At 73.1% G+C, this 23178-nt stretch carries 22 protein-coding genes and 1 riboswitch; of the genes, 8 read left to right on the forward strand and 14 right to left on the reverse strand.

The genetic code is table 11. From position 1 onward, the window contains the following. Window positions 1-71 precede the first annotated feature (71 nt). Complete coding sequence (locus BMW67_RS11455) at window positions 72-668, reverse strand: hypothetical protein (protein WP_083581397.1); 597 nt, start codon at window positions 666-668, stop codon at window positions 72-74. Then, window positions 665-1402, reverse strand: coding sequence for a 16S rRNA (uracil(1498)-N(3))-methyltransferase (locus BMW67_RS11460; protein WP_072747684.1), 738 nt, complete (start codon window positions 1400-1402; stop codon window positions 665-667). The genes BMW67_RS11455 and BMW67_RS11460 overlap by 4 nt, the downstream gene beginning before the upstream one ends. A 34-nt stretch (window positions 1403-1436) precedes the next feature. On the opposite strand from BMW67_RS11460, the gene ubiA reads away from it, so the two are divergent. Then, window positions 1437-2387 carry a 4-hydroxybenzoate octaprenyltransferase gene (ubiA, locus tag BMW67_RS11465; protein WP_170258986.1) on the forward strand — a complete coding sequence of 317 codons (951 nt, stop codon included), beginning with the start codon at window positions 1437-1439 and terminating at the stop codon, window positions 2385-2387. Between the two features lie 71 nt (window positions 2388-2458). Then, window positions 2459-3910, forward strand: a complete 1452-nt coding sequence (locus BMW67_RS11470; RefSeq protein ID WP_072747686.1) for a CAP domain-containing protein — start codon at window positions 2459-2461, stop codon at window positions 3908-3910. A 13-nt stretch (window positions 3911-3923) separates the two neighbouring features. Here the strand turns inward: BMW67_RS11470 and ccoS are convergent, their stop codons facing one another. From ccoS to fnrL, 9 genes are all read right to left on the reverse strand, one after another. After that, window positions 3924-4079, reverse strand: coding sequence for a cbb3-type cytochrome oxidase assembly protein CcoS (gene ccoS, locus BMW67_RS11475; RefSeq protein WP_072747687.1), 156 nt, complete (start codon window positions 4077-4079; stop codon window positions 3924-3926). Further along, window positions 4076-6307, reverse strand: a complete 2232-nt coding sequence (locus tag BMW67_RS11480; RefSeq protein ID WP_072747688.1) for a heavy metal translocating P-type ATPase — start codon at window positions 6305-6307, stop codon at window positions 4076-4078. The genes ccoS and BMW67_RS11480 overlap by 4 nt, the downstream gene beginning before the upstream one ends. Further along, window positions 6304-6801, reverse strand: a complete 498-nt coding sequence (locus BMW67_RS11485) for a FixH family protein (RefSeq protein ID WP_072747689.1) — start codon at window positions 6799-6801, stop codon at window positions 6304-6306. The genes BMW67_RS11480 and BMW67_RS11485 overlap by 4 nt, the downstream gene beginning before the upstream one ends. Next, window positions 6798-8267, reverse strand: coding sequence for a cytochrome c oxidase accessory protein CcoG (ccoG, locus tag BMW67_RS11490; RefSeq protein WP_072747810.1), 1470 nt, complete (start codon window positions 8265-8267; stop codon window positions 6798-6800). Before ccoG ends, BMW67_RS11485 begins: the two co-directional genes overlap by 4 nt. 407 nt (window positions 8268-8674) lie before the next feature. Further along, entirely contained in the window at window positions 8675-9550 is an 876-nt protein-coding gene (ccoP, locus tag BMW67_RS11495) for a cytochrome-c oxidase, cbb3-type subunit III (RefSeq protein WP_072747690.1), read from the reverse strand. Window position 9551: 1 nt separating this feature from the next. Next, window positions 9552-9755: a CcoQ/FixQ family Cbb3-type cytochrome c oxidase assembly chaperone gene (locus tag BMW67_RS11500; RefSeq protein ID WP_072747691.1), complete on the reverse strand. Its 204-nt coding sequence runs from the start codon at window positions 9753-9755 to the stop codon at window positions 9552-9554. Between the two features lie 10 nt (window positions 9756-9765). Beyond that, window positions 9766-10494, reverse strand: coding sequence for a cytochrome-c oxidase, cbb3-type subunit II (gene ccoO / locus BMW67_RS11505; protein ID WP_072747692.1), 729 nt, complete (start codon window positions 10492-10494; stop codon window positions 9766-9768). A gap of 12 nt (window positions 10495-10506) precedes the next feature. Beyond that, window positions 10507-12048 (reverse strand): cytochrome-c oxidase, cbb3-type subunit I, encoded by a 1542-nt coding sequence (gene ccoN / locus BMW67_RS11510; protein WP_370426850.1) that lies wholly within the window; start codon window positions 12046-12048, stop codon window positions 10507-10509. A 171-nt stretch (window positions 12049-12219) separates the two neighbouring features. Next, on the reverse strand, window positions 12220-12969 hold the full coding sequence (gene fnrL, locus BMW67_RS11515) for a transcriptional regulator FnrL (RefSeq protein WP_072747694.1): 750 nt from the start codon (window positions 12967-12969) through the stop codon (window positions 12220-12222). Window positions 12970-13090: 121 nt separating this feature from the next. Here fnrL and hemN point away from each other — a divergent pair, with 121 nt between their 5' ends. Further along, window positions 13091-14473 carry an oxygen-independent coproporphyrinogen III oxidase gene (gene hemN, locus BMW67_RS11520; RefSeq protein ID WP_072747695.1) on the forward strand — a complete coding sequence of 461 codons (1383 nt, stop codon included), beginning with the start codon at window positions 13091-13093 and terminating at the stop codon, window positions 14471-14473. Between the two features lie 155 nt (window positions 14474-14628). Continuing rightward, complete coding sequence (locus tag BMW67_RS11525; RefSeq protein WP_072747696.1) at window positions 14629-15006, forward strand: ArsR/SmtB family transcription factor; 378 nt, start codon at window positions 14629-14631, stop codon at window positions 15004-15006. 19 nt (window positions 15007-15025) lie between these two features. On the opposite strand, the gene BMW67_RS11530 is transcribed toward BMW67_RS11525, so the two are convergent. Next, a complete protein-coding gene (locus tag BMW67_RS11530; RefSeq protein WP_072747697.1) occupies window positions 15026-15217 on the reverse strand; it encodes a DUF1674 domain-containing protein in 192 nt (63 codons plus the stop codon). Between the two features lie 98 nt (window positions 15218-15315). On the opposite strand from BMW67_RS11530, the gene htpX reads away from it, so the two are divergent. The 4 genes from htpX to purH all read left to right on the forward strand — a co-directional run bounded on the left by htpX (window position 15316) and on the right by purH (window position 21276). After that, the gene (gene htpX / locus BMW67_RS11535; protein WP_072747698.1) at window positions 15316-16311 is read left to right on the forward strand and encodes a zinc metalloprotease HtpX; all 996 of its coding nucleotides are present in this window, start codon (window positions 15316-15318) and stop codon (window positions 16309-16311) included. Then, window positions 16308-17810, forward strand: coding sequence for an RsmB/NOP family class I SAM-dependent RNA methyltransferase (locus tag BMW67_RS11540; RefSeq protein WP_072747699.1), 1503 nt, complete (start codon window positions 16308-16310; stop codon window positions 17808-17810). Before htpX ends, BMW67_RS11540 begins: the two co-directional genes overlap by 4 nt. 100 nt (window positions 17811-17910) lie before the next feature. Beyond that, entirely contained in the window at window positions 17911-19587 is a 1677-nt protein-coding gene (locus tag BMW67_RS11545) for a heparinase II/III family protein (protein ID WP_072747700.1), read from the forward strand. 81 nt (window positions 19588-19668) lie between these two features. Beyond that, window positions 19669-21276 carry a bifunctional phosphoribosylaminoimidazolecarboxamide formyltransferase/IMP cyclohydrolase gene (gene purH, locus BMW67_RS11550; RefSeq protein WP_072747701.1) on the forward strand — a complete coding sequence of 536 codons (1608 nt, stop codon included), beginning with the start codon at window positions 19669-19671 and terminating at the stop codon, window positions 21274-21276. Window positions 21277-21526: 250 nt separating this feature from the next. On the opposite strand, the gene BMW67_RS11555 is transcribed toward purH, so the two are convergent. Next, window positions 21527-22015 (reverse strand): 6,7-dimethyl-8-ribityllumazine synthase, encoded by a 489-nt coding sequence (locus BMW67_RS11555; protein WP_072747702.1) that lies wholly within the window; start codon window positions 22013-22015, stop codon window positions 21527-21529. A 67-nt stretch (window positions 22016-22082) separates the two neighbouring features. Continuing rightward, a riboswitch (FMN riboswitch) is annotated at window positions 22083-22229 on the reverse strand. A 58-nt stretch (window positions 22230-22287) separates the two neighbouring features. After that, window positions 22288-23136 (reverse strand): uroporphyrinogen-III C-methyltransferase, encoded by an 849-nt coding sequence (gene cobA, locus BMW67_RS11560; RefSeq protein WP_072747703.1) that lies wholly within the window; start codon window positions 23134-23136, stop codon window positions 22288-22290. Between the last annotated feature and the right edge of the window lie 42 nt (window positions 23137-23178).

Below are 23178 nucleotides of genomic sequence, written 5' to 3' on the forward strand. Positions count from 1 at the left end.
TGGGGGCAAAGCCCGCCGTCGCGCCAGCTTTAGCCAGCGCGCGCGCGGGCGGCAACCGCCAAAGGCCGCCCTCAGCGACGCCAGACCCGCCGCCGCCCCGCGCCCGCCAGCGCCTGCGCCGCGCGCGCGGTCGAAAAGCCCGGCAGCGCGGCGAAGGCCTCGGGCAACGCCTCGGCGCCATGCGCGCGGGCGGGAATGGCCAGGCGGCTTCCGTCGCTCAGCCGCAGCAGCCAGACGGGATCGGCGCCGCCCAGAACGTCGATGGCGGCGATGGCCTCGAGCGCCGCCGCCCCGCCATGGACCGGCCCCATGTAGACGATGCGCCGCTCGTCCACCTCGACCAGGCCGGGGGCGGACGCGCCGCCGCCCGCCCCCTGCAGCCGCGCGCGCTGCACGGCCGCCCAGAACCACAGTCCCAGCCCCGCGCCCAACGCCAGAAGGGGCCAGCCGATCCAGCCGTGAATCGGCCCGGCAAGGCCGAGCGTGCGCCCCCCGAGCCACAGCGCCCCCGCGGACAGGGCGCCGGCGATGGCCGGCTCGATCCAGCGCCGCGCCGCCGCCGCGCCGCCCGCGCCCGCGGGCGAGGCCAGCGCCGGCGCGCCGCGCGGCGTTCGCCCCGGCGGGCGCAGGGGAACCGGCGGATCGGGGCGGCGGGGCGCGCCGCTCATCGCCAGTCGCCCAGGACGCTTTGCCACAAGGTCAGCGCGGCGGCGGCGGCCGTGTCGGCGCGCAGGATCCTCGGCCCCAGCGTGACCGGCACGACGCATGGCATCTGGCGCAGCCTGCGGGCCTCGTCCTCGGCGAAGCCCCCTTCGGGGCCGATCAGCGCCGCCCATGGCCCGGGCCCCGCCTCGGCCAGCGCGGCGGCGGCCGAAGGGGCGGTCATGCGCTCGTCGCAGAACATGATGCGGCGGGCGGGATCCCAGCCGTCGAGCAGCTCGTCCAGCCGGCGCGGCGCGGCGACCTGCATCACGCTGGTGCGCCCGCACTGCTCGGCGGCCTCTATGGCGATGGCCTGAAGGCGCTCTGGGCGCACGCGCTCGGCGTTCGTGAAGCGGGTGAAGACCGGAACCGCGCGCGCCGCGCCCAGCTCGGCGGCCTTCTCGACGATGAAGTCGGTGCGCGCCTTCTTGACCGGCGCGAAAAGCAGCTCGAGATCCGCGGGCCGCTCCTGCGCGCGCGTGCGCTCGCGGCAGACCAGCGCGCCCGCGCGCCGGCCGGCGCGGACGATCTCGGCCAGCCACTCGCCGTCGCGGCCGTTGAAGACCAGCGCCGCGTCGCCCGCCTCGCGGCGCATGACCGAGAACAGGTAATGCGCCTGCGGCTGCGACAGCGGAACCTCGGCGCCGGCCTGAAGCGGAGCCTCGACGAAAAGCCTGATTTTCGCCGCACGGTCTGTCATAACGCCCTCCATGATTCCCTCGGACGATATCCCCATGGCGGGCGCCGACGAAAGGGTCGCCGACGCCGCCCCCGACAACTGGGTCGACCGGCTGGCGCCGGCCCCGTGGCGCCCCTATCTGCGGCTGAGCCGGGCGGACCGGCCGATCGGCACATGGCTGCTGCTGATTCCCTGCTGGCTGGGCCTGGCGCTGGCCTGCGCGGCCGATCCGGCCGGTTGGGGTTTGAAGGACGCCTGGATCTTCGTCGCCTGCGCCGCGGGCGCCTTCCTGATGCGCGGCGCGGGCTGCACCTGGAACGACATCGCCGATCGGCGCATCGACGCGCAGGTGGCGCGGACGCGCTCGCGGCCGATCCCCTCGGGGCAGGTCAGCGTGCGCGCCGCGGCGATCTGGATGGCCGCGCAGGCGCTGGCCGCCTTCGCCATCCTGCTGACCTTCAACGGCTTCGCCATCGCGCTCGGGATCGCCTCGCTTGCGCCGGTGGCGATCTACCCGTTCATGAAGCGCGTGACCTGGTGGCCGCAGCTGTTCCTGGGCATCGCCTTCAACTGGGGCGCGCTTCTGGGCTGGGCGGCGCATGCGGGGGCGCTGGCGGCGGCGCCGGCGGCGCTTTACCTGTCGCTGATCGCCTGGACCATCTTCTACGACACGATCTACGCCCATCAGGACAAGGAGGACGACGCCCTGATCGGCGTGAAGTCCACCGCGCGCCTGTTCGGCGCCAATACGGGCCGCGCGCTGCTGGTCTTCCTGATCCTGGCCACGACGGGCGCGATGACGGCCGGCGTGCTGGCGACGGTCGAGCGCGGCGGCCTGGCGCCGCTGGCGGCGATCGCGGGCAGCTGGGCCTTCGGCTGGCGCCTGGCCTGGCAGCTGCGCCGACTCGACCCGGACGACCCCGCGCGTTGCCTCGCGCTGTTCCGCGATGCGCGCAACGCGGGGCTGCTGCTGTTCGCGGGGTATTTCGCGGCGGGCTGGCTCTGAGCCGGGGTAAGCCTTCGTATACGTTTGAGGCGCACACTGCGGCCCGGGCAGGGATGTGAAGGGGTGATCGAATGGCCGTTCCCGGCGCGTTCGAACAGATGATCATGGAGCTGACGAACGCGTTCCGCCTGGACCCGCGGGGCGAGTTCGACCGGCTGATAGCGGACGCCGCCTCGCGAAGCGCGGCGGATCCGGCCGTGAGCAGCGCGCTGCGCTATTTCCAGGTGGACATGGACGCGCTGCGCGCCGCGCTTGACGCGCTCTCCCCGGTCGCTCCGCTGGCCTGGAGCGAAAGCCTGGCCGACGCCGCCCTGGCGCATTCCGAGCTGATGCGCGACGAGAACCAGCAAAGCCACCGGGTGTCGCGCGACGGGGCGTGGCTCGAGCCCGATCTGGGCGGGCGCGCCCAAGCGGTCGGCTACGACTACCTGCGCCTGGGCGAGAACGTGTTCGCCTATGTCGACTCGCCCGAACATGGCCACGCCGCGATGGTCATCGACTGGGGCGTCGGCCCCGGAGGCATGCAGGACCCGGCTGGGCATCGCCACAACCTGCTTGGCGGCGCGTTCATGGAAATGGGCGTGGGCGTGACGCAGGGCGCGGCGGGCGCCGGCCAGGTGGGGCCCTATGTGCTCACGCAGAATCTGGGGGTCAGCTTCGGCTCGACGCCGATGATCCTGGGCGTCATCCATGACGACGCCGACGGCGACGGCGCCTATGACATGGGCGAGGGACGCGGCGGCGTGCAGGTCGCCGTCTCGGGCGCCCAGACGCTCAGCTGGGAGGCGGGCGGATACCAGATCGCGGCGCAGGGCCCGGTCGAGCTGAGCTTCTCGGGCGGCGGCCTTGCGGCGCCGGTGCGCGTCGCGCTCGAGGTCGCAAGCGCGAATGTGAAGGTCGATCTGGCCGATGACGGCGCCCTGCGCGCCTCGGTCAGCGTCGCCGCGCTTGAGAACGTGCGCGCCATCGCCCTGCTGGGAACCGACGACATCGACGCCGAGGGCATGGCCGGCGCCCAGAGCCTGACGGGCAACGCGGGGGCCAACCGCCTGACCGGGCGCGGCGGCGCCGATGCGCTCGACGGCGGCGCGGGGCGCGACAAGCTGTTCGGCGGCGGGGGCGAGGACGCGCTGTGGGGGCGCAACGGCGCCGACCGCCTGCAGGGCGGCGCCGGCGCGGACGCGCTGCGCGGCGGCGCGGGGCGCGACCTGCTGCTGGGCGGCGGCGGCGCGGATCTGCTGGTGGGCGGCGGCGGCGCCGACACGCTGCGCGGCGGCCCCGGCCAGGACACGCTGCGCGGCGGCGCGGGCGCCGACCGCTTCGTCTTCGCTCCGGGCGACGGGCGCGACCTGGTGCTCGATTTCGGCCCGAGCGACGCGTTCGACCTGAGCCAAGCGGGAATTTCGCCGGCGGACCTGAGCATCCGTGACGCCGGCGCCGACGCGGTGTTCGCCTTCGCCGACGTCGAGGTCACGGTCGCCGGCGCGGCCGGACTGCTGAGCGCGGACGACTTCCTGTTCTGAGCGCGCGCCGCGATCACGAACGCGGCTTGTCGTCCTCGTCGAACAGGATGCGCGCCGCGTCGCCTTCCAGGTCGCGATACTGGTCCGCGCGCAAGCTCCACAGAAAGGCGCACAGGCCCGCAAAGCCCAGCGCCGTCGAAATCGGGATCAGCACCAGCAGAACCGTCATCGCGCGTTCCTCAGCCGCAAGGCGTTCAGCGTCACCACGATGGACGAGGACGACATCGCCAGCGCCGCGACAAGGGGGGTGACCAACCCCATCATCGCCGCCGGCGCCGCGATCATGTTGTAGACGGCGGCCAGCGCGAAGTTCTCGATCGCGCGCCGCCGCGCCGCGCGCGCCACGCGCAGCGCCCGCGTCACCGGCGCCAGCCGCGCCCCCGCAAAGACCAGCCCCGCCGCGGCGCGGCTGACGTCGGCGGCCTCGGCCGGCGACATCGACGCCGCGGCCGCCGCCAGGGCCGGCGCGTCGTTGATGCCGTCGCCCACCATCAGCACCCGCCGCCCCTCGGCGCGCCAGGCCTCGAGGCGCGCCAGCTTGTCGGCCGGGGTCATGCCCGCCTCGAACGCGTCGATCCCGGCGCCGCGCGCTGCGCGCCGCACCGGCCCCGGCGCGTCGCCCGACAACAGCCGCACCTCGAGGCCCATGCGCCGCAGCTCGGCGACCACCTCGGCCGCATCCTCGCGCAGCGGATCTTCCAGCGCAAAGCGCACCGGCGCCTCATCGCCCAGGCGCAGCCAGACGGAAGAGGTCTCGGCGCCCTCGGGCTCGGCGCCGCCGCACCAGTCGGCGCGGCCAAGGCGCGCGATGCGCCCGCCCACGCGCCCCTCGACGCCGCAGCCCGGAACCTCGCGCAGCTCCTCGACCGCGGCGGGCGCGACGGCGCGCGCGCGCGCCGCCTCGGCCAGCGCGCGGGCGAAGGGGTGGCGGCTCGACTGCGCCAGCGCCAGCGCGGCGGCCCACTGATGCGGGTCCTCGGGGCCGTCGACCAGCCGCGGCGCGCCCAGGGTCAGCGTGCCGGTCTTGTCGAACACGGCCATGTCCACGCGCGACAGCGTTTCGAGCGCGGCCCCGTCCTTGAGGAACACGCCCGACCGGAACAGCGTCCCGCCCGCCGCCGCATGCACCGCCGGCACCGCAAGGCCCAGCGCGCACGGGCAGGTGATGATGAGCACCGCCGCCGCGATCATCACCGCCTGGCGCAGCTCGGCCCCCGCCGCCAGCCAGCCGATCAGCGCCGCCAGCGCCGCCAGATGCACAAGCGGCGCATAGATGCGCGCCGCCGCGTCCGCCCAGCGGGTGAAGCGGGTGCGCGCGCGCTCGGCCGCCTCGATCATGCGCGCGATGCCGGCCAGAAGCGTCTGGTCGCCCACCGCCGTCACGCGCATGCGCAAGGGCGCGGAAAGGTTGATCATGCCGGCGTGGATCTCGGCCCCCGGCCCCAGCGGCTCGGGCGCGCTTTCGCCCGTCAGCATCGAGCGGTCCACGTCGGACAGCCCGTCGAGCACCTCGCCGTCGGCGGGCGCGCGCTCGCCCGGCGGGATCTCGACCACGTCGTCGGGGCGCAGATCGTCCACCGGGATCACGCGCCGCTCGCCATTCTCGATCAGCACCGCCGAGCGCGCCTGAAGCCCCGCCAGCTCGGCCGCCGCCATGCGCGCCGCGCGCCGCGTGCGGTGGTCGAGGTAGCGGCCCAGCAGCAGGAAGAAGAGCAGCGACACCGCCGCGTCGAAATAGGCGTGCTCGCCCGAGCGCGCGGTCTCGTAAAGGCTGATCCCGGCGGCCAGGATCACGGCCAGCGAGATCGGCACGTCCATGTTGATGCGCCCGGCGCGCAGCGCGCTCCAGGCCGAGCGGTAGAAGGGCGCGCCGGCGAAGGCGGCGGCGGGCAGCGCGATCAGCCCCGAGATCCAGTGCAGCAGATCGCGCGTCGCGTCGGCCGCGCCCGACCACACCGAGACGGACAGCAGCATCACGTTCATCGCCGCAAAGCCCGCCACCGCAAGGCGGGCCAGCAGCTCGCGCCCCTCCTCGTCGCGGTCGATGGCGCGCAGCGCGTCGGCGTCGAAGGGGCGCGCCTGATAGCCCAGACCCGCCAGCGCCTCGACCAGCCCCTGAGGGCCCGTGCGCGCGGGGTCGTATTCGACCGTCACCCGTCGCGAGGACAGGTTGAGCCGCGCCGACAGCACGCCCGGCGAGGCGTTCAGGCCGCGCTCGATGGTGGCGATGCAGGCGGCGCAATGGGCCTCGGGGGTCATGAGCTCGATGCGCATGCGCCCCGGCGCCACCTGCCGCGCCCAGCGCTCGAGCCCCGCCGTCCCCGCCGCCGTCACCGCCGCGCCGGTCGGGCAGCAGGCCCCCGCGGCGGGGGGCGGCGCGTCGGCGGCCATGCTCATCGCGCGCCCTCGGCGATCGGCACGAGGATCTGCGCCGTGGCGCGGTAATCGGCCTCGGCGGCGCCGCGCGCGTGCACCTCGACGCGCCAGGCGCCCGGCGCCAGGGGCAGTTCGGCGCGGTAGCCCTCGGCGGTTTCGGCCAGGTCCAGCACCCGGTCCTCGGCGTTGGTGGCCGGGCGGCCGACCCGCGCCTGCACGTTCAGCCCCGCCACCGGCGCGCCGTCGGCCCCGCGCATGCGCACAAGCAGCGCGCCATCGCGCCAGGACGTCTCGGCGCGCCAGCCCAGCGCCTCTTGCGCGGCGCGGCGGGCGTCGAAGTTCTGGCCCGCCACCCAGGGGCTGTCGACCACAAGGCCGGGAAAGCCCTCGATGGCGCGGGTCATCATGTAGACGTTGACGCCGATGATCACGGCGAAGGCGCCGACGAAGATCGCCAGCACCTTGCGCCCCGTCAGCGGGCGCCCGCCGCGCGGGGGGGCGTCGCGTCCGTTCATGGCAGCTGCTCCAGCTTCGGGCCGAGGAACTTGGTTTCGGCCTTGGCGCGTTCGTGGGTCGTGAGGTCCTCGACCCAGATCTCGACGTCCACGCTGGGCCGGATCACCGCGAAAGGCAAGGTGGTCAGGAACATGCGCAGGCTGCGCTTCTTGTCCGCGGGAACGTCGAAGGTCAGCGTGTCGCTGCCCTGGATGCGCGCCTCGAGCGGATAGGGGCGGCCCGGATGCGCCGGATCTTCGGCATGGAAGGACAGACGGAAGGTGCGCGTTTCGTGATTCTGGTTCGACACCTTGATCGTGTAGCCGTTGCGCACCGTGCCGTCGGACAGCATGACATAGGTCGGGTTGCGGTCGCGCGCGACGTTCAGATCGATGCTGTCGCGCATGAAGAGCGACGCCAGCATCGCCAGGCCGATGCCGGCCCAGAGGGTGAAATACACCACCACGCGCGGGCGGATGATGCGCCGCCACATGGGCTTGGTGTGGGGTCGGCCCTCGCGCTCCTCGATCTCGTCGGCCAGGGTGCAGTAGTCGATCAGGCCGCGGGGCTTGCCGATGCGGGCCATGACCTCGTCGCAGGCGTCGATGCACAGCGCGCAGGTGATGCATTCGAGCTGCGGGCCGTTGCGGATGTCGATCCCCATGGGGCACACCGCCACGCAGGCGCCGCAGTCGATGCAGTCGCCCAGCTTCTCGGCCCCCTCGCGCTTGCGGTGCTTGCCGCGCGGCTCGCCCCGCCAATACTTGTAGGTCACCGTCAGGGTGTTCTCGTCCATCATGGCCGCCTGGATGCGCGGCCAGGGGCAGGCGTAGATGCAGATCTGTTCGCGGGCGAAGCCGCCGAAGAAGAAGGTGGTGAAGGTCAGGATCGCCATCGTCGTGTAGGCGATCGGATGCGCCTGACCGCTGATCAGGTCGCGCGCAAGGGTGGGCGCGTCGGCGAAGTAGAACACCCAAGCGCCGCCCGTGGCCAGGGCGATCAGCAGCCAGACCGTCCACTTGGTCAGGCGCAGGCGGATCTTGCGCGCGTTCCAGGGCTGCTTGACCAGCTTGATGCGCGCGTTGCGGTCGCCCTCGATCCAGCGCTCGACCATGATGAACAGGTCGGTCCACACCGTCTGCGGGCAGGCGTAGCCGCACCACACGCGCCCCGCCACCGAGGTGAACAGGAACAGCCCGATCCCCGCCATGATCAGCAGCCCGGCGACGTAGTAGAACTGCTGCGGCCAGATCTCGATCCAGAAGAAGAAGAAGCGCCGGTGCGCCAGATCGACCAGCACCGCCTGGTCGGGCATCTCGGGGCCGCGGTCCCAGCGAAGCCAGGGCGTGACGTAGTAGATGCCCAGGGCGATGCCCATGATCCACCATTTGAGCGAGCGGTAGAATCCCTTCACGCGGCGCGGGAAGATGGGGATCCGGCCCGCGTAAAGGCTGCCGCCGCTGCCATCGGTGTCGTTGACGCTCATGATCGGGTTTCCGTTGGTGATCGGGTTGGCCCGCTTGTGGAGCCGGAGGGCGGAGGGCGCATTGATCAGGATCAAGCTGAAACGGTCGCGCGGCGCTCCCTGGCCGGAATATGGGCCTTGGCGCGCGCTTGTCGAAGGGGCGCGCATTTTCGCCGCAGCCCCGGCGCGCCGACCCGCCGCGGAGGACGCCCGGCGCGTTCCGGCCCCGCGCATCCGCGCCCCCGCCTGCGCGGCCGGGCCTGGGGCGCGCGGTTGCCGTGCGCCAAAAGCCGCCGCCCGCCTGCGCGACCAAGCCTCGGCCTTGTGGGCCGCGCGTTTTCGCCGCGCCCCAGAAAAACGCACCCCCGAAAAAGACGCAGGCCCGCCCGGCGTCGCCGCCGGACGGGCCCGCCGCAGGCGCCGGCGCGTTACTCGCCGCCGCCCAGCTGGTGAACGTAGAGGGCCACCTGCTTGACCTGCGCGTCGGTCAGGCGCTTGCCCCAGGCCGGCATCATGCCGGCGCGGCCCTTGAGGAGGGTTTCGAGCAGGGCCTGCCGGTCGCCGCCATAGAGCCAGATATGGTCCGTCAGGTTCGGCGCGCCGATGTCGCGGTTGCCCTTCCCGTCCTCGCCATGGCAGGCGGCGCAGTTGTCGGCGAAGACCTCGGCGCCGGCGGCGGCCAGGTCCGCGTCATGCTCCTGCCCCGAGATCTGGCGCACATACTCGATCACCTGGGCGATCTGCGCCTTGTCCAGCGTGCCGTCGCCGAAGGCGGGCATGACCGAGTCGCGGGTGTCCTCGTCCTCGGGGGCGCGCACGCCGTGGTTGATCGTGTAGTGGATCGCCTCGAGATCGCCGCCCCAGAGCCAGTCGTCGTCGTTCAGGTTCGGATAGCCCTTGGCCCCCTGCGCGCCGGCGCCGTGGCACTGGCTGCAATAGGTGCGGAAGATGGCGGCGCCGCCGGCGTTGGCGAACTGGGCCAGCTCGGCGTCCGAGGCGATCTCGGGCAGATCCAGCGCCGCGATCCGGTCCAGCCAGGGCTTCTGCGCCTCGGCGTGGCGGGCCAGCTCCTGCTCGACCTGGGCGCGGCTCGAGTAGCCCAGAACGCCCCCGAAGGCCTTGTCGATCAGCGGCCAGGACGGGTAGGCGATGGTGTAGAGCAGCGCCCAGATCACCGTGCCGTAGAAGGTCCACAGCCACCATTTGGGCAGCGGGTTGTTGAGCTCCTTGATCCCGTCCCATTCATGGCCGGTAGTGTCGACGCCCGAGAGCTCGTCGATCTCTTTCTCGTGCTTGTCCGCCATCTCAGTTCCCCTTCTTGACGGAGGGCGCCGCCCCGTCGGCGGGCATCGGCGCGTCGTCGTTGCGCAGCGGAATGTTCGCGATCTCTCGATGCAGCGCCCGCGAGCCCGGCCGCAGCGCGAAGGCCACGATGCCGACGAACAGCAGGGTCATGACCAGCAGCATCCAGCTGTCGGCGAACTGCCTGAGCAGGGTGTAGGTGTCCATGCGCCCCTCCTCAGCGGCTGGCTTCGGCCTGGTAGGTCGAGAAATCGACCATCGTGCCCAGGACCTGGAGATAGGCGATCAGCGCGTCGAGCTCGGTGATCTCGCGCCGGCCGTCGAAGTTGCGCACATTCGCGTTCGGGTAACGCTCGAGCAGCCCGTCCACGCCGTCCGAATCCGGGTTGGTCTGCGCCACCAGGTCGGCCTTGGCGTTGGCGATCATCTCGTCCGTGTAGGGCACGCCGACGACGCGGTTCGTCGCCAGGTGGTCGGCGATGTGCTCGAAGTCCAGCGTCGTCTCGATCAGGTGCGGATAGGCCGGCATGATCGACTCGGGCACCAGGGCGCGCGGGTCCTGCATGTGATCCACGTGCCACTGGTCCGAATAGCGCCCGCCCACTCGCGCCAGGTCGGGCCCGGTGCGCTTCGAGCCCCACTGGAAGGGGTGGTCGTACTGGCTTTCGGCCGCCAGCGAGTAGTGGCCGTAGCGCTCGACCTCGTCGCGCATGGGGCGGATCATCTGCGAGTGGCACACATAGCACCCCTCGCGGATGTAGATGTCGCGCCCCGCCAGCTCGAGCGGCGTGTAGGGGCGCACCCCCTCCACTTTCTCGACCGTGTTCTCGAGATAGAACAGCGGCGCGATTTCGACGATGCCGCCGATGGTGACCACGACGAAGGAGGCGGCAAGCAGAAGCGTCGCGTTGCGCTCGAGCTTGGCGTGCTTGTCGAGAAGGCTCATCCCGTCTCCTCCTTACTGGGCCGGGACCGCAGCGGGGGCGGCCTTGGGCTCGCCGACGCGGACGGTCATCCACAGGTTGTAGACCATGATCAGCGATCCGGTCAGGAACAGCAGCCCGCCGAGGGCGCGGATCACGTAGTAGGGGTGCAGCACGGCCACCGTATCGGCGAACGAGTTCACCAGGAAGCCCAGGCTGTCATACTCGCGCCACATCAGGCCCTGCGTGATGCCCGACACCCACATCGAGGCCGCGTAGAGCACGATGCCGATGGTGGCGAGCCAGAAGTGCCAGCTGACCAGCGACAGCGAGTAGAGCTGCTTGCGGCCCCACAGGCGCGGCGTCAGGAAGTAGAGCGCGCCGAAGGTGATCATGCCGTTCCAGCCCAGCGCGCCCGAGTGGACGTGGCCGATGGTCCAGTCGGTGTAGTGGCTGAGCGAGTTGACCGCCTTGATCGACATCATCGGCCCCTCGAAGGTGGACATGCCGTAGAAGCCCACCGAGACCACCAGCATGCGCAGAACCGGGTCGGTGCGCAGCTTGTCCCAGGCGCCCGACAGGGTCATCAGGCCGTTGATCATGCCGCCCCAGGAGGGCATCCACAGCATGACCGAGAACACCATGCCCAGCGTCTGCGCCCAGTCGGGCAGCGCGGTGTAGTGCAGGTGGTGCGGGCCGGCCCAGATGTAGAGGAAGATCAGCGCCCAGAAGTGGATGATCGACAGCTTGTATGAATAGACCGGGCGCTCGGCCTGCTTGGGCACGAAGTAATACATCATGCCCAGGAAGCCGGCCGTCAGGAAGAAGCCCACCGCGTTGTGGCCATACCACCACTGCGTCAGCGCGTCCTGCACGCCCGAGAACAGCGAATAGCTCTTCGAACCCCAGATCGACACCGGCACGGCCAGGTTGTTGACCACGTGCAGCATCGCCACGGTGACGATGAAGGCCAGGAAGAACCAGTTGGCGACGTAGATGTGCGGCTCCTTGCGCTTGATGATCGTGCCCATGAAGACCGCCAGATAGGCGACCCACACGACCGTCAGCCACAGGTCCAGATACCATTCGGGCTCGGCGTATTCGCGCGACTGGGTGCCGCCCAGCACATAGCCGGTGGCGGCCAGGACGATGAACAGCTGGTAGCCCCAGAACACGAACCAGGCCAGGTTCCCGCCCCACAGCCGCGCGGCCGAGGTGCGCTGCACCACATAGAAGGACGTCGCGATCAGCGCGTTGCCGCCGAAGGCGAAGATCACCGCCGAGGTGTGCAGCGGCCGCAGGCGGCTGAACGCCGTGTAGGGCAGGTCGAGGTTCAGCGCCGGATAGGCCAGCTGGAAGGCGATGAACACGCCGGCCGCAAAGCCCACCACGCCCCAGAAGGCGGTCGCGATGACGCCCGCGCGCACCACGTCGTCCATGTATTCGTTCTGCGCGGGGGCGGGCTTTTCCTCGCCGATGCCGCGCAGGACCCAGATGAACAGCCCGGCCGAGACGGCCAGAATGATGAGCATGTGAACCTGGTAGGCCAGGTCCCGCCCCCAGGACGCCCCGAGCATCGCGAAGGCCGCGATGAAGCCCAGGACGATCAGTTTCGCCGCAGATGCCAACTTTCCCTCCGTCCGAATCTCGCGCCGCACGCCGAAGGCGCGCACGCTTGCGCGACGCTATGCCCCGCCCGGCCGGGCGCGGCCTTGATCCATGTCAACCAAGCCTTCGCCGCGCGGGCGTCAGTCGATCATGCCGCCGTCGTCGTCGTCGCCCGCGATCTCGGCCAGCGCGGCGATGTCGGGAATGCGCATGTGCCGCGCGTCGGTCAGCTCGATGGCGCCGGCCTTGCGCAGGGCGCTGATCTGGCGGCTGACCGTCTCGATGGTCAGGCCGAGGAAATCGGCCATGTCCTCGCGCGTCAGCGGCAGCTCCAGCTCGACCCCGTCGCGCAGCTCGGCGCGGGCCACGGCCGCAAGGCGCCGCGCGACCAGCAGAAAGAACGAGGCCATCTTCTCGCGCGCGGTCTTGCGGCCCAGCAGCACCATCCAGTCGCGCGCGGCGTCCAGCTCGTCCAGCGTCATCTCGAGCAGGCGGCTTTCGAGCGACGGCGTGTCGCGCAGCAGCGCCTCGAAGCGCGGGCGCGAGAAGATGCACAGCTTGACGTCGGTCACGGCGATGGCGTCGAAGGGCGCCTGCGCGCGCATGGGCCGGCCGATGAAGTCGGACGGAAACAGAAGCCCCACCATCTGCCGGCGCCCGTCCGCCAGGATGCGCGACAGGCTGACCACGCCATTGACCACCGACCCCAGGAAATCGGTCTCCTGGCCCATGGCGGTGATCTCCTCGCCGGGCTTGAAGGTGCGGTAGCTCTTGATCGCGTCCAGGAATTCCAGCTCGGCCGGCCCGCAATGGGAGCACACCGCCCGGTGACGGATCAGGCAGTCGGCGCAGCGCTCGCGCTCGGGCCTGAGAGTGGTCGCGGGCTTCATGGGTCGCCTCCGTTCTTGCGGCGCAAGGATCGCCCGGCAGTTGACCTAGGTCAATGACCGATGACCGGGCGCGGCATAAAGCGCACAGGATCCTTCCGCAACCCCGGCCGGCGAGGCGCCCATGGAACCGAACAGCTCGAGCGACGCCCTGCGCGCCCTGTCGCGCCGCGCGCCGCGCTACACCAGCTACCCCACCGCGCCGCATTTCACCGACGCCGTGGGCCCGCAGGACGCCGCGCGCTGGCTGGCCGCGCTGCCGGACGAGCCGGTCTCGCTTTACCTGCACATCCCCTTTTGCGACACGCTGTGCTGGTTCTGCGCGTGTCGCACGCAAGGGGCGACGCGCCACGCCCCCGTCGCCCGGTATCTGGCGCACCTGACCGCCGAGGCGGCGCATCTGGCGCGCCTTGCGCCGGGGCGGCTGCGGGCGGCGCGGATGCATTGGGGCGGCGGCTCGCCCACCGTGCTGACGCCGGACGAGATCGAATCGCTGGCCGCCGCGCTGCGCGCGGCCTTCGAGCTGACCGACGACGCCGAGATCGCGGTCGAGATCGACCCGCGCGACATGACGCCCGAGCGCCTCGACGCCTTCGCGCGAATCGGGCTCAACCGCGCCTCGATCGGCGTGCAGGATTTCGACCCCGTCGTGCAGAAGGCCATCAACCGCATGCAGGGCTGGGAGATGACGCGCGACGTCATCGAGGGCCTGCGCGCGCGGGGGGTGCGCGGCGTGAACATCGACGCGCTTTACGGCCTGCCCTTCCAGACCGAATCCAGCTTGCGGGCGACGCTCGAGCGGCTGATCGCCCTGCGCCCCGACCGCGTGGCGCTTTACGGCTATGCGCATGTGCCCTGGATGGCCCGGCGCCAGCGCGCCATTCCCGCCGAGGCCCTGCCCGGCCCGGCCGAGCGCATGGCCCAGGCCGCCCTTGCGGCCGAGCTGCTGACCGCGGCGGGCTACGAGGCGGTGGGCATCGACCATTTCGCCCTGCCCGAAGACGGCCTTGCGCGCGCGGCGCGCGAGGGGCGGCTGCGGCGCAATTTCCAGGGCTACACCGACGATCCGCACCCGACGCTGATCGGCATGGGGGCGTCGGCGATCTCGCGCGCGCCGCAGGGCTACTGGCAGAACGCGGCGGCGACCTCCGAGTATCAGAACCGGATCGGGGCGGGCGCGCTGGCGGTGGCGCGCGGGCGCGCGCTCAGCCTCGACGACCGGGTGCGCGCCCATGCGATCGAGCGCATCATGTGCGACTTCCGCTTCGACGGCGCCGAGCTTCGCGCGCGCTTCGGCGATTTCGCCGAGCCCTGCCTGGCCATCGCCCGCGCGCTGATCGCCGGAACGGGCGGCGAGCCGGCCTCGGCGCTGGCCGGGCGGCTGCGCCAGACGGGGCCCGAATCGTTCGAACTGCCGCCCGAAAGCCGCCCCTTCGCGCGCCTGGCCGCCGCCGCCTTCGACGCCTATCTGGAGCTGGGCGCCGCGCGTCACAGCCAGGTGGTCTGACCTGCGACGCCCCGGCCGCTTGCCAAAAGCCGCCATGACGCTACCATGCGCCCGACGAATGCAGGCGGCCGCGCGTGGGCGCAAACCGCGCGCGGCCGTCGCGCTGGAATCGCGGCCGCGGGAAGAGCCGCGAGGGAAAGCAGGACAGAGACCCCATGCATCCGGGACGCGCGCAGCGCGCCGACATCGAAACCGACCTGGACGCGCCGCTTTCGGACGAGATGGCGCAGATGGCCGCGCATGCGGGCGAGGCGACCGCCTTTCTCAAGGCGCTGGCCCATGACGGGCGGCTGATGATCCTGTGCCTGCTGGTCGAGCGCGAGCGCACGGTGACCGAGCTCGAACGCCTGCTGGGCGCGCGTCAGGCGGCGGTCTCGCAGCAGCTGGCTCGGCTGCGCATGGAAGGGCTGGTCGAGAACCGGCGCGAAGGAAAGAACCTGATCTACAGCCTGGCCGACGGACGGGTGCGCGTGATGGTGCAGACGCTGCACGATCTGTTCTGCGCCGACCGCGATGCGGCCCCGCGCGGCTGATCCGCGCAGGACGCGGCGCTCAGAAGTCGATCGCCAGGCCCTTCTTCTCCCAATCGCCATAGCGCGTGGGCTCGGGGCCGTCGCGCCCGCCCAGCTCGGGCGGCAGGGCGGCCTTCTCGCGCGCCTTGGCGCGGCGCTCTTCGGCCTCGGCCAGCGCGCGGGCCGCGGCGGCCTTGCGGCGCGCTTCTTTCGATTGCTCGCGATCCGACATATGTAATCTCCGACGATGCGTGCGGCGCATCGGGCGCCGCCCGACAGCTAGCGCGCCCGGCCGCCCAAGGCAAACCCGACGCGAAGCAGGAGCACGCGATGAACACGATGCGCACCATGATGCTGCTGGCCGCGCTGACCGCCCTGTTCATGGCGGTCGGCTGGCTGCTGGGGGGCGGCGCGGGCATGGTCATGGCGCTGATCTTCGCCGCCGCGACCAATCTTTGGGCGTGGTGGAATTCCGACAAGGCGGTGCTGCGCTGGTATCGCGCGCGCCCGGCGACCGAGGCGAACGCCCCGGGCCTCGTCGCCCTGACGCAGGCCTTGGCGCGGCGCGCCGGCCTGCCCGCCCCGCGCGTCTATCTGATCGACGAGGACCAGCCCAACGCCTTCGCCACCGGGCGCGACCCGGCCCATGCGGCGGTGGCGGTCACCACGGGCCTTCTGCGCACGCTCTCGCGCGACGAGCTGGCCGGCGTGATCGCGCATGAGCTGGCGCATGTGAAGAACCGCGACACGCTGACCATGACCGTGGCCGCGACGGTGGGCGGCGCGATCGCGATGCTGGCGCAGTTCGGCATGTTCTTCGGCGGCGGCCGCGATCGCGGGCCGCTGGGGCTGATCGGGGCGCTGGCGGCGGCCATTCTGGCGCCCTTCGCCGCGATGCTGATCCAGATGATGATCTCGCGCACGCGCGAATACGCCGCCGACCGCGAGGGCGCGATGATCTGCGGCGATCCGCTGGCGCTGGCCTCGGCGCTGCGGCGCATCGCGGCCGAGGCCGGGCGGCGCGTCAACGAACCGGCCGAGCGCGACCCCGCCACCGCGCCGCTCTTCATCGTCAACCCGCTGTCGGGCCGCGGCATGGACAACCTGTTCGCGACGCATCCGCCGGTCGAAAGCCGCATCGCCGCGCTCGAGGCGCTGGCGCGCGAGATGGGGCGCGCCCCGGCCCGACCCGCGGGCGCGGCCGGCGGCCCGGGCGCCGTCGCGCGCGCCCGCCCCTCGGATGCCGACGCGCCCGCCGTCACGCGCGTGCCCCGCGCGGGCCGCCGGCGCATCATGCGCGGTTTCAGAAAAGGACCCTGGTCTTGAGCGACTCTTCCGCCCCCCGCACGCCCGGACGCCGCCGGCGCGCAACCGCCCGCCCGGCCGCCAAGGCGGGCGCCGGCGCCCGCGGCGCCAAGGCCCGCTCCGCCCCCGGATCGGATCCCGGCTCCGCTCCCGAATCCGGCCCTGACTCCGCCTCTGCGGTCGGCGCGGGCCAGGGCGCCCGGCGCGAGGCGCTGCGGCTGATCCTGGGCGTGGTCGAGCAGCGGCGCATGCTGTCCGAGCTGATCGAGCGCGCGCCCGCCGACCTTCCGCCCGAAGAGCGCGCGCGCGCCGGCGCGCTGGCCGCCGCCACGCTGCGCCGCATGGGCCAGGCCGACGCGCTGATCCGGCGCTTCGCCCGCCGCCGCCCTCCGCCGCAGGCGCTGGCGGCGCTGCGCCTTGCCGCGGTCGAGCTGCACGCGCTGGGCGCGCCCGCCCATGCGGCGGTGGACGGGGCCGTGGCCGCGCTGCGCGCCATGCGCGGGGCCGAGCGGTTCGCCGGTCTGGTCAACGCCGTCGCCCGCCGCATGGCCGCCGAGGGCGGGCCGATCTGGGCCTCGCTGGATGCCGCGCGCACGAACACGCCCGGCTGGCTGTGGGGGCGGCTGAGCTCGGCCTATGGGGCGGGGGCGGCGCGCCGCATGGCCGAGGCCCATCTGCGCGCGGCGCCGCTGGATCTGACGCCCCGGGACGGCGCCCGCGCCGAGGCCCTTGCCCGCGCGCTGGATGCGCGGCTGCTGCCCTGCGGAACGCTGCGCCTTGCGCGGCGGGCGCAGATCTCGGCGCTGCCGGGCTTCGCCGAGGGCGAATGGTGGGTCCAGGACGCCGCCGCCGCGCTGCCCGCGCGCATCCTCGCGCCCCAAGCGGGCGAGCGCGTGCTGGACATGTGCGCCGCCCCCGGCGGCAAGACCATGCAGATGGCCGCGGCCGGCGCAAAGGTGACCGCGCTCGACGCCTCGGCCGCAAGGCTCGAGCGGCTGGCGCAGAACCTGGCGCGCACGGGCCTTTCGGCCCGCGTCGTGGCCGCGGACGCGCTCGAATGGACGCCCGACGCGCCCTTCGACGCCATCCTGCTCGACGCTCCCTGCTCGGCCACCGGCACGATCCGCCGCCATCCCGACCTGCCCAGGCTGCTGCCCGAGGGCCCGGACCTGCCCGCGCTGACCGCCATGCAGGACGCGCTGCTCGACCGGGCCTGGGGCTGGCTGCGGCCAGGCGGGCGGCTGGTCTTCGCGACCTGCTCGCTGCTGCCCGAGGAAGGCGAGCGCCGCGCGGCGGCCTTTCGCGCCCGCACCCCGGACGCGGCGCCGCTCGAATGGAGCCCGCGCGCGCTTGGCGGACCGGATTTCTGGCGCGATGCGGCGGGCGATCTGCGCGTGCGCCCGGACTGGTCGCCCGAGGCCGGGCCCGACGCAGATCCCCGCGCAGATCCCGACCGGGCGCCGGGCGAACATGGCGGAATGGATGGGTTTTTCGCCGCCGGCTTCGTCAAGCGGGCGTGACAGGGCGCGTCGCCGATTCTATCGTGCCGCCGACTGCGCCGGGCGGGCGCCGCGCACGGCCCGCCGCGCCCGCGGCGCGCGTGAAAAGGGACGGGTCCGCGTGCTGAACGACCTTCGACGTCGCATCGATCTGACCTTGGCGGCCCTGGGGCCGGCGCCGAAGACCATCGTCTTCCAGCCCGAACCGCGCTGGATCGGCGACGCCGAGGCCGCGCACGCGCTGCTGGCCGGCCGCTACCGCCTTGCCGGGCGCGAGATCGTCGCCCCCGGCGTCGGCCCGTGGCGGCTGATCGCGCCCACCGAGGCCTTCGAGCAGGCGCTGCACGGCTTCGCCTGGCTCGACGATCTGGCCGCCGCCGCCACGCGCGAGGCTCGGCGCGCGGCGCAATCCTGGACCTTCGGCTGGATCGCCCAATACGGCGACGGCGCCGGCCCCGGCTGGCGCCCCGAGACCACCGGGCGGCGGCTGAGGCAATGGCTGCTGCACGCGCCGCTGATCCTGCATGGCGCCGAGCCCGACCTGACGCGCCGCTTCATGCGCAGCTGCGCGCTCCACGCCCGGCATCTCGAGCGCGCATGGCGGCGCGCCGAGCCGGGGCTTGGCCGCATCGAGGCCGCGACGGGCGCGCTCTACGCGGCGCTGGCGCTGGACGCGCTGCGTCCGCGCCTGCCGCGCCTGACGACGCGCCTTGGGCTGATCGCCGAGCGCGAGCTTGACGGCGACGGCGGCCTGCCCTCGCGCAATCCCGAAGAGCTGTGCGAGGCGCTCGAGACGCTGGCCACGGCGGCCCGCACGCTTGAGGCCGCGGGCGTCGAGCCCGACCCGCGCCATCTCGACGCCCTGCGCCGCGCGGCGCCGGCGTTGCGCGCGCTGCGCCTGTCCGACGGATCGCTGGCGCGCTTTCACGGCGGCGGGGCCGGGGCGCCCGGAAGGGCCGACCACGCGCTGACGCAGGCCAATGTGCGCGGCGCGCCGCGCGCCGACCAGGCCATGGGCTTTCGCCGCATGGCCGCCGGGCGCACCGTGGCGATCGTGGACGCGGCCGCGCCGCCGCGCACGCGCTGGGCGCAGGCCTCGACGCTGGGCTTCGAGCTGAGCTGCGCCGGCCGGCTGCTGATCGTCGCGCCGGGGCCGGGCCATCTGATCGACCCCCAATGGGCCGAGCGCTGCCGCGCCACCGCCGCCCATTCCACGCTGTCGCTCGAGCGCGCGTCCTCGTCGCGCGTCGGCGCGCGCGCGCGCGGCCCCGCGCCGCGCCCCTTCGCCCATGTTCCCGGCGCCGTCGCGGCCGAAACGGCCGACGACGCGGCGGGCGAGTGGCTGATGTGCAGCCATGACGGCTATGCGCCCACGCACGGCCTCTTGCACGAGCGGCGGCTGTTCCTGGCCCCCGACGGGCGCGACTTTCGCGGCGAGGACACGCTGTCCGCGCCCACCGCGCGGGCGCGGCGGCGCTTCGACGCGGTGGTCGAGGGCTCGCGCAGCCTGGGCGTGGCCTTTGCGGTGCGCTTCACGCTCCACCCCGAGGTCGAGGTCGAGCCGGACCCGCGCGGCCTGCGCGCGACGCTGACGCTGCCCGATGCGGCATGGACCTTCGTGCAGGAGGGCGGACGCATCGCCATCGAGGAGGCGCCGTGGATTCCGCCCGACGGCGGCGCGCCGCGCGCGACGAAACAGATCGTGGTCAACGGCCGCGTCAGGGAGTATTGGGGGCGCGTCACCTGGGCCTTCCGGCGGGCGGACCCGCCGCGGCCGCATCTGCGGCCGGTCGCCTGAGCCGTCGGGCCCGCGGCGGGCGCCCCGCGCCCCCGATCCACGAAACGCGGCGCGCGCCGCCGCCCAGGAGAACGACCGCCCATGACCGCCAGCGAAGACCGCGACGCCCTTGTTCCCATCCGCCGCGCCCTTCTGTCGGTGTCCGACAAGACCGGCCTCATCGACCTTGCCCGGGCGCTTGCCGCGCGCGGGGTCGAGCTGATCTCGACCGGCGGCACCGCCCGCGCCCTGCGCGAGGCGGGGCTGAGCGTGCGCGACGTGGCCGAGCTGACCGGCTTTCCCGAGATGATGGACGGCCGCGTCAAGACCCTGCATCCCATGGTCCACGGCGCCCTTCTGGCCCTGCGCGACGACCCCGCGCATCAGGAGGCCATGCGCGCGCATGGCATCGCGCCCATCGACCTCTTGGTGGTCAACCTCTACCCCTTCGAGCGCACCGTCGCCTCGGGGGCGGACATTGACGCCTGCATCGAGAACATCGACATCGGCGGCCCGGCCATGATCCGCGCCGCGGCCAAGAACCACGCCCATGTGGCTGTGGCGGTCGATCCCGAGGACTACGCGCCGCTCCTGGCCGAGCTCGAGGCGCATGACGGCGCGGTGACGCTCGGCTTCCGCCGCATGCTGGCGGCCACCGCCTATGCGCGCACCGCCGCCTATGACGCGGCCGTGTCGGCGTGGATGGCCGACGCCTTCGCCCAGGCCGCCCCGCGCCGTCGCGCCGTGGCCGGGCGCCTGGCGCAGACCCTGCGCTATGGCGAGAACCCGCACCAGTCGGCGGCCTTCTACCTTGACGGCTCGGACCGCCCCGGCGTCGCCACCGCGCGCCAGCTTCAGGGCAAGGAGCTGAGCTACAACAACATCAACGACACCGACGCCGCCTTCGAGCTGGCCGCCGAATTCGACCCCGCCGAGGGGCCGGCCTGCGTGATCGTCAAGCACGCCAACCCCTGCGGCGTCGCGCGCGGGCGCACGCTGACCGAAGCCTACCGGCGGGCGCATGACTGCGACCGCACCTCGGCCTTCGGCGGCATCGTGGCGCTGAACATGCCGCTCGACGGCGCCACGGCCGAAGAGATCGCGCGCATCTTCACCGAAGTGGTCATCGCCCCCGGCGCCGACGAGGACGCGCGCGCGATCTTCGCCGCGAAGAAGAACCTGCGCCTGCTGGTGACCGACGCCCTGCCCGACCCGACGGCGCCGGGGCGCGTGTGGCGTCAGGTCTCGGGCGGGTTCCTGGTGCAGGACCGCGACACTGGCCGCGTGCGCGCGCAGGATCTGCGCGTGGTCACGCGGCGCGCGCCGACCCAGGCCGAGCTGGACGATCTGATGTTCGCCTGGCGCGTGGCCAAGCACGTCAAGTCGAACGCCATCGTCTACGCGCGCGACGGCGCGACGGTGGGCATCGGCGCCGGGCAGATGAGCCGCGTGGACAGCACCCGCATCGCCGCGCGCAAGGCGCAGGACATGGCCGCGGCGCTGGGGCTCGAGCAAAGCCCGGCGGTGGGATCGGTGGTGGCTTCGGACGCCTTCTTCCCCTTCCCCGACGGCCTGCTGGCCGCCGCCGAGGCCGGGGCCACGGCGGTGATCCAGCCCGGCGGCTCGATGCGCGATCAGGAGGTGATCGACGCCGCCGACAAGGCCGGTCTGGCCATGGTCTTCACCGGCATGCGCCACTTCCGCCACTGAGTGCGGCGGCGCGGCCCGGCGGGTTGGCCCGGGGGCAGGGGGCGGGTCGCGCCGCCGGCCATCCAGGCCCGCCCCCGGGCGAGGCGGGCCCGCCGCCCGGGGCGGTCTCCGGGCGGCTGGCCCGACAAGCCGCCCCGATCGCCCCGGCCAGCCCGACGGGCCGGCGCACGGCCCCCGGACGGGCCTTTCGGCCCCGCCCCGTCCCCGGTCGATCCCGCGGGCGGCAGGGGGAGCGGCGGGGCGGGCGCGCTCAGGCCGCCCGCGCCGCCTCATGCGCCGCCAGCACCTGCACGCAGGCTTGCGCCGCCTCGCGCCCCTTCAGCGCGAAATGCTCGCGGAAGAAGGCCAGATGCGCTTCGGTCGGCTGAAAGTTGTGCGGCGTCAGCACGGCCGACAGCACCGGCACGTCGGTCTGCAATTGCACGTCCATCAACGCGCCGACCACCGTCTGGGCGACGAATTCGTGGCGATAGATGCCCCCGTCGACCACGAAGGCGCAGCCGACCACGGCGTCCACGCCCCCGCCTTGCGCCAGCCGGCGGGCGGCCAGCGGGATCTCGAACGCGCCGGGCACGTCCAGCACCCGCAGGCGCGCCGCGCCGCCGGTCAGGCGGGACAGCTCCTGCTCGAAGCCCTCCAGGCAGCGATCCACGACGTCGGCGTGCCAGCGGGCGCGCACGAAGGCGACCGAGGGCGCGCCGGGGCGCGGGACATGCGTTTGGGTTTGGGTCCGATCCATTTCCTCTCCTCCTCGAGAGACGTTGCGGATCGGGACGACGAGCCAGGCCCGGCCGCGGCCGAGCCCCTCCCGTTCTCTTTCATCCGGACTGTGACCGTCGGCGCCGGGATCTCACCGGACTCTGCTCGACCCTTCCGAGGAAGGCGCTCGCGGGCTCGGCCCCCATCGGACCATCACCGCCGGTGGGGACTTCCACCCCGCCCCGAGAACATGCCCCGCCGGCCGGCGGGGCGGGGGCATGCTGCAGGCCGGACGGCTCGGGGTCAAGCGGCTCAGCGCTCTTCGACCGGGCGCCCCAGCCCCAGCGGGTCGAGATTGCGCGGCGCAACGCCCTCGGCCCATTCCAGCGCCTGGCGCAGCAGCACGACGCGGCCCACGCAGACGATGGCGGGCGGCTCGACGCCGGCGGCGCGGGCGTCTTCCGCCGCGCGCGCCAGGCGCGTCTCCAGCACGAACTGGTCGGGAAGGGTGGCGCGGGTGACGATCGCCACCGGCTCGTCCGGGTCGCGGCCGGCGGCGATCAGCCGCCGGGCGATGCGGTCCAGATGCTTCATCGCCATATACATGACGATGACCTGGCTGCCGCGCGCGATCGCGTCCCAGTCGAGGGCCCCGGGGGCCTCGCCGGTCTGGTCGTGGCCGGTCAGGAAGGTGATCGACTGGTTCACGTCGCGATGCGTGGCGGGAATGCCCGCATAGGCCAGCCCGCCGATCCCGGCCGTGATTCCGGGCACCACGCGCAGCGGCACGCCATGCTGGACCAGCGTCTGCCCCTCTTCGCCGCCGCGGCCGAAGACGAAGGGATCGCCGCCCTTGAGCCGCAGCACGCGCAGCCCGCGCCGGGCCAGCTCGACCAGCGTCAGCGAGATGTCCTTCTGGCGGGGCGAGGGCTTGCCCCCCCGCTTGCCCGCGAACAGCAGCTCGGCGTCCGGGCGCGCCCAGGCGAGGATGCGCGGATCGACCAGCGCGTCGTGAACGATCACGTCGGCCTGACGAAGGGCGTTGACGGCATGCAGCGTCAACAGCCCCGGATCGCCGGGCCCGGCGCCCACCAGCCACACCCAGCCGGGCTGGAACTCGGGCCAATCGACGCCGTCGGGAAGGGTCATGGTCGTGCTCATGCCCGTCTTCTAGGGCGCGGGGGCGGCGTTGAAAAGCGCGCA

It is taken from the genome of Oceanicella actignis, from assembly GCF_900111545.1.
Taxonomy (GTDB): Bacteria; Pseudomonadota; Alphaproteobacteria; order Rhodobacterales; family Rhodobacteraceae; genus Oceanicella; species Oceanicella actignis.

Excerpts from the sequence above, each read along its gene's own strand:
- BMW67_RS11480 (WP_072747688.1), bottom strand. The coding sequence starts at position 6,307 with ATGAGCATGGCCGCCGACGCGCCGCCCCCCGCCGCGGGGGCCTGCTGC.
- BMW67_RS11455 (WP_083581397.1), bottom strand. The coding sequence starts at position 668 with ATGAGCGGCGCGCCCCGCCGCCCCGATCCGCCGGTTCCCCTGCGCCCG.
- BMW67_RS11485 (WP_072747689.1), bottom strand. The coding sequence starts at position 6,801 with ATGAACGGACGCGACGCCCCCCCGCGCGGCGGGCGCCCGCTGACGGGG.
- ubiA (WP_170258986.1), top strand. The coding sequence starts at position 1,437 with ATGGCGGGCGCCGACGAAAGGGTCGCCGACGCCGCCCCCGACAACTGG.
- BMW67_RS11525 (WP_072747696.1), top strand. The coding sequence starts at position 14,629 with ATGCATCCGGGACGCGCGCAGCGCGCCGACATCGAAACCGACCTGGAC.
- ccoN (WP_370426850.1), bottom strand. The coding sequence starts at position 12,048 with ATGCTCGGGGCGTCCTGGGGGCGGGACCTGGCCTACCAGGTTCACATG.
- hemN (WP_072747695.1), top strand. The coding sequence starts at position 13,091 with ATGGAACCGAACAGCTCGAGCGACGCCCTGCGCGCCCTGTCGCGCCGC.
- ccoS (WP_072747687.1), bottom strand. The coding sequence starts at position 4,079 with ATGACGGTTCTGCTGGTGCTGATCCCGATTTCGACGGCGCTGGGCTTT.
- BMW67_RS11470 (WP_072747686.1), top strand. The coding sequence starts at position 2,459 with ATGGCCGTTCCCGGCGCGTTCGAACAGATGATCATGGAGCTGACGAAC.
- BMW67_RS11500 (WP_072747691.1), bottom strand. The coding sequence starts at position 9,755 with ATGGACACCTACACCCTGCTCAGGCAGTTCGCCGACAGCTGGATGCTG.
- fnrL (WP_072747694.1), bottom strand. The coding sequence starts at position 12,969 with ATGAAGCCCGCGACCACTCTCAGGCCCGAGCGCGAGCGCTGCGCCGAC.
- ccoO (WP_072747692.1), bottom strand. The coding sequence starts at position 10,494 with ATGAGCCTTCTCGACAAGCACGCCAAGCTCGAGCGCAACGCGACGCTT.
- htpX (WP_072747698.1), top strand. The coding sequence starts at position 15,316 with ATGAACACGATGCGCACCATGATGCTGCTGGCCGCGCTGACCGCCCTG.
- BMW67_RS11460 (WP_072747684.1), bottom strand. The coding sequence starts at position 1,402 with ATGACAGACCGTGCGGCGAAAATCAGGCTTTTCGTCGAGGCTCCGCTT.
- BMW67_RS11555 (WP_072747702.1), bottom strand. The coding sequence starts at position 22,015 with ATGGATCGGACCCAAACCCAAACGCATGTCCCGCGCCCCGGCGCGCCC.
- ccoP (WP_072747690.1), bottom strand. The coding sequence starts at position 9,550 with ATGGCGGACAAGCACGAGAAAGAGATCGACGAGCTCTCGGGCGTCGAC.
- ccoG (WP_072747810.1), bottom strand. The coding sequence starts at position 8,267 with ATGAGCGTCAACGACACCGATGGCAGCGGCGGCAGCCTTTACGCGGGC.
- cobA (WP_072747703.1), bottom strand. The coding sequence starts at position 23,136 with ATGAGCACGACCATGACCCTTCCCGACGGCGTCGATTGGCCCGAGTTC.
- BMW67_RS11530 (WP_072747697.1), bottom strand. The coding sequence starts at position 15,217 with ATGTCGGATCGCGAGCAATCGAAAGAAGCGCGCCGCAAGGCCGCCGCG.
- purH (WP_072747701.1), top strand. The coding sequence starts at position 19,669 with ATGACCGCCAGCGAAGACCGCGACGCCCTTGTTCCCATCCGCCGCGCC.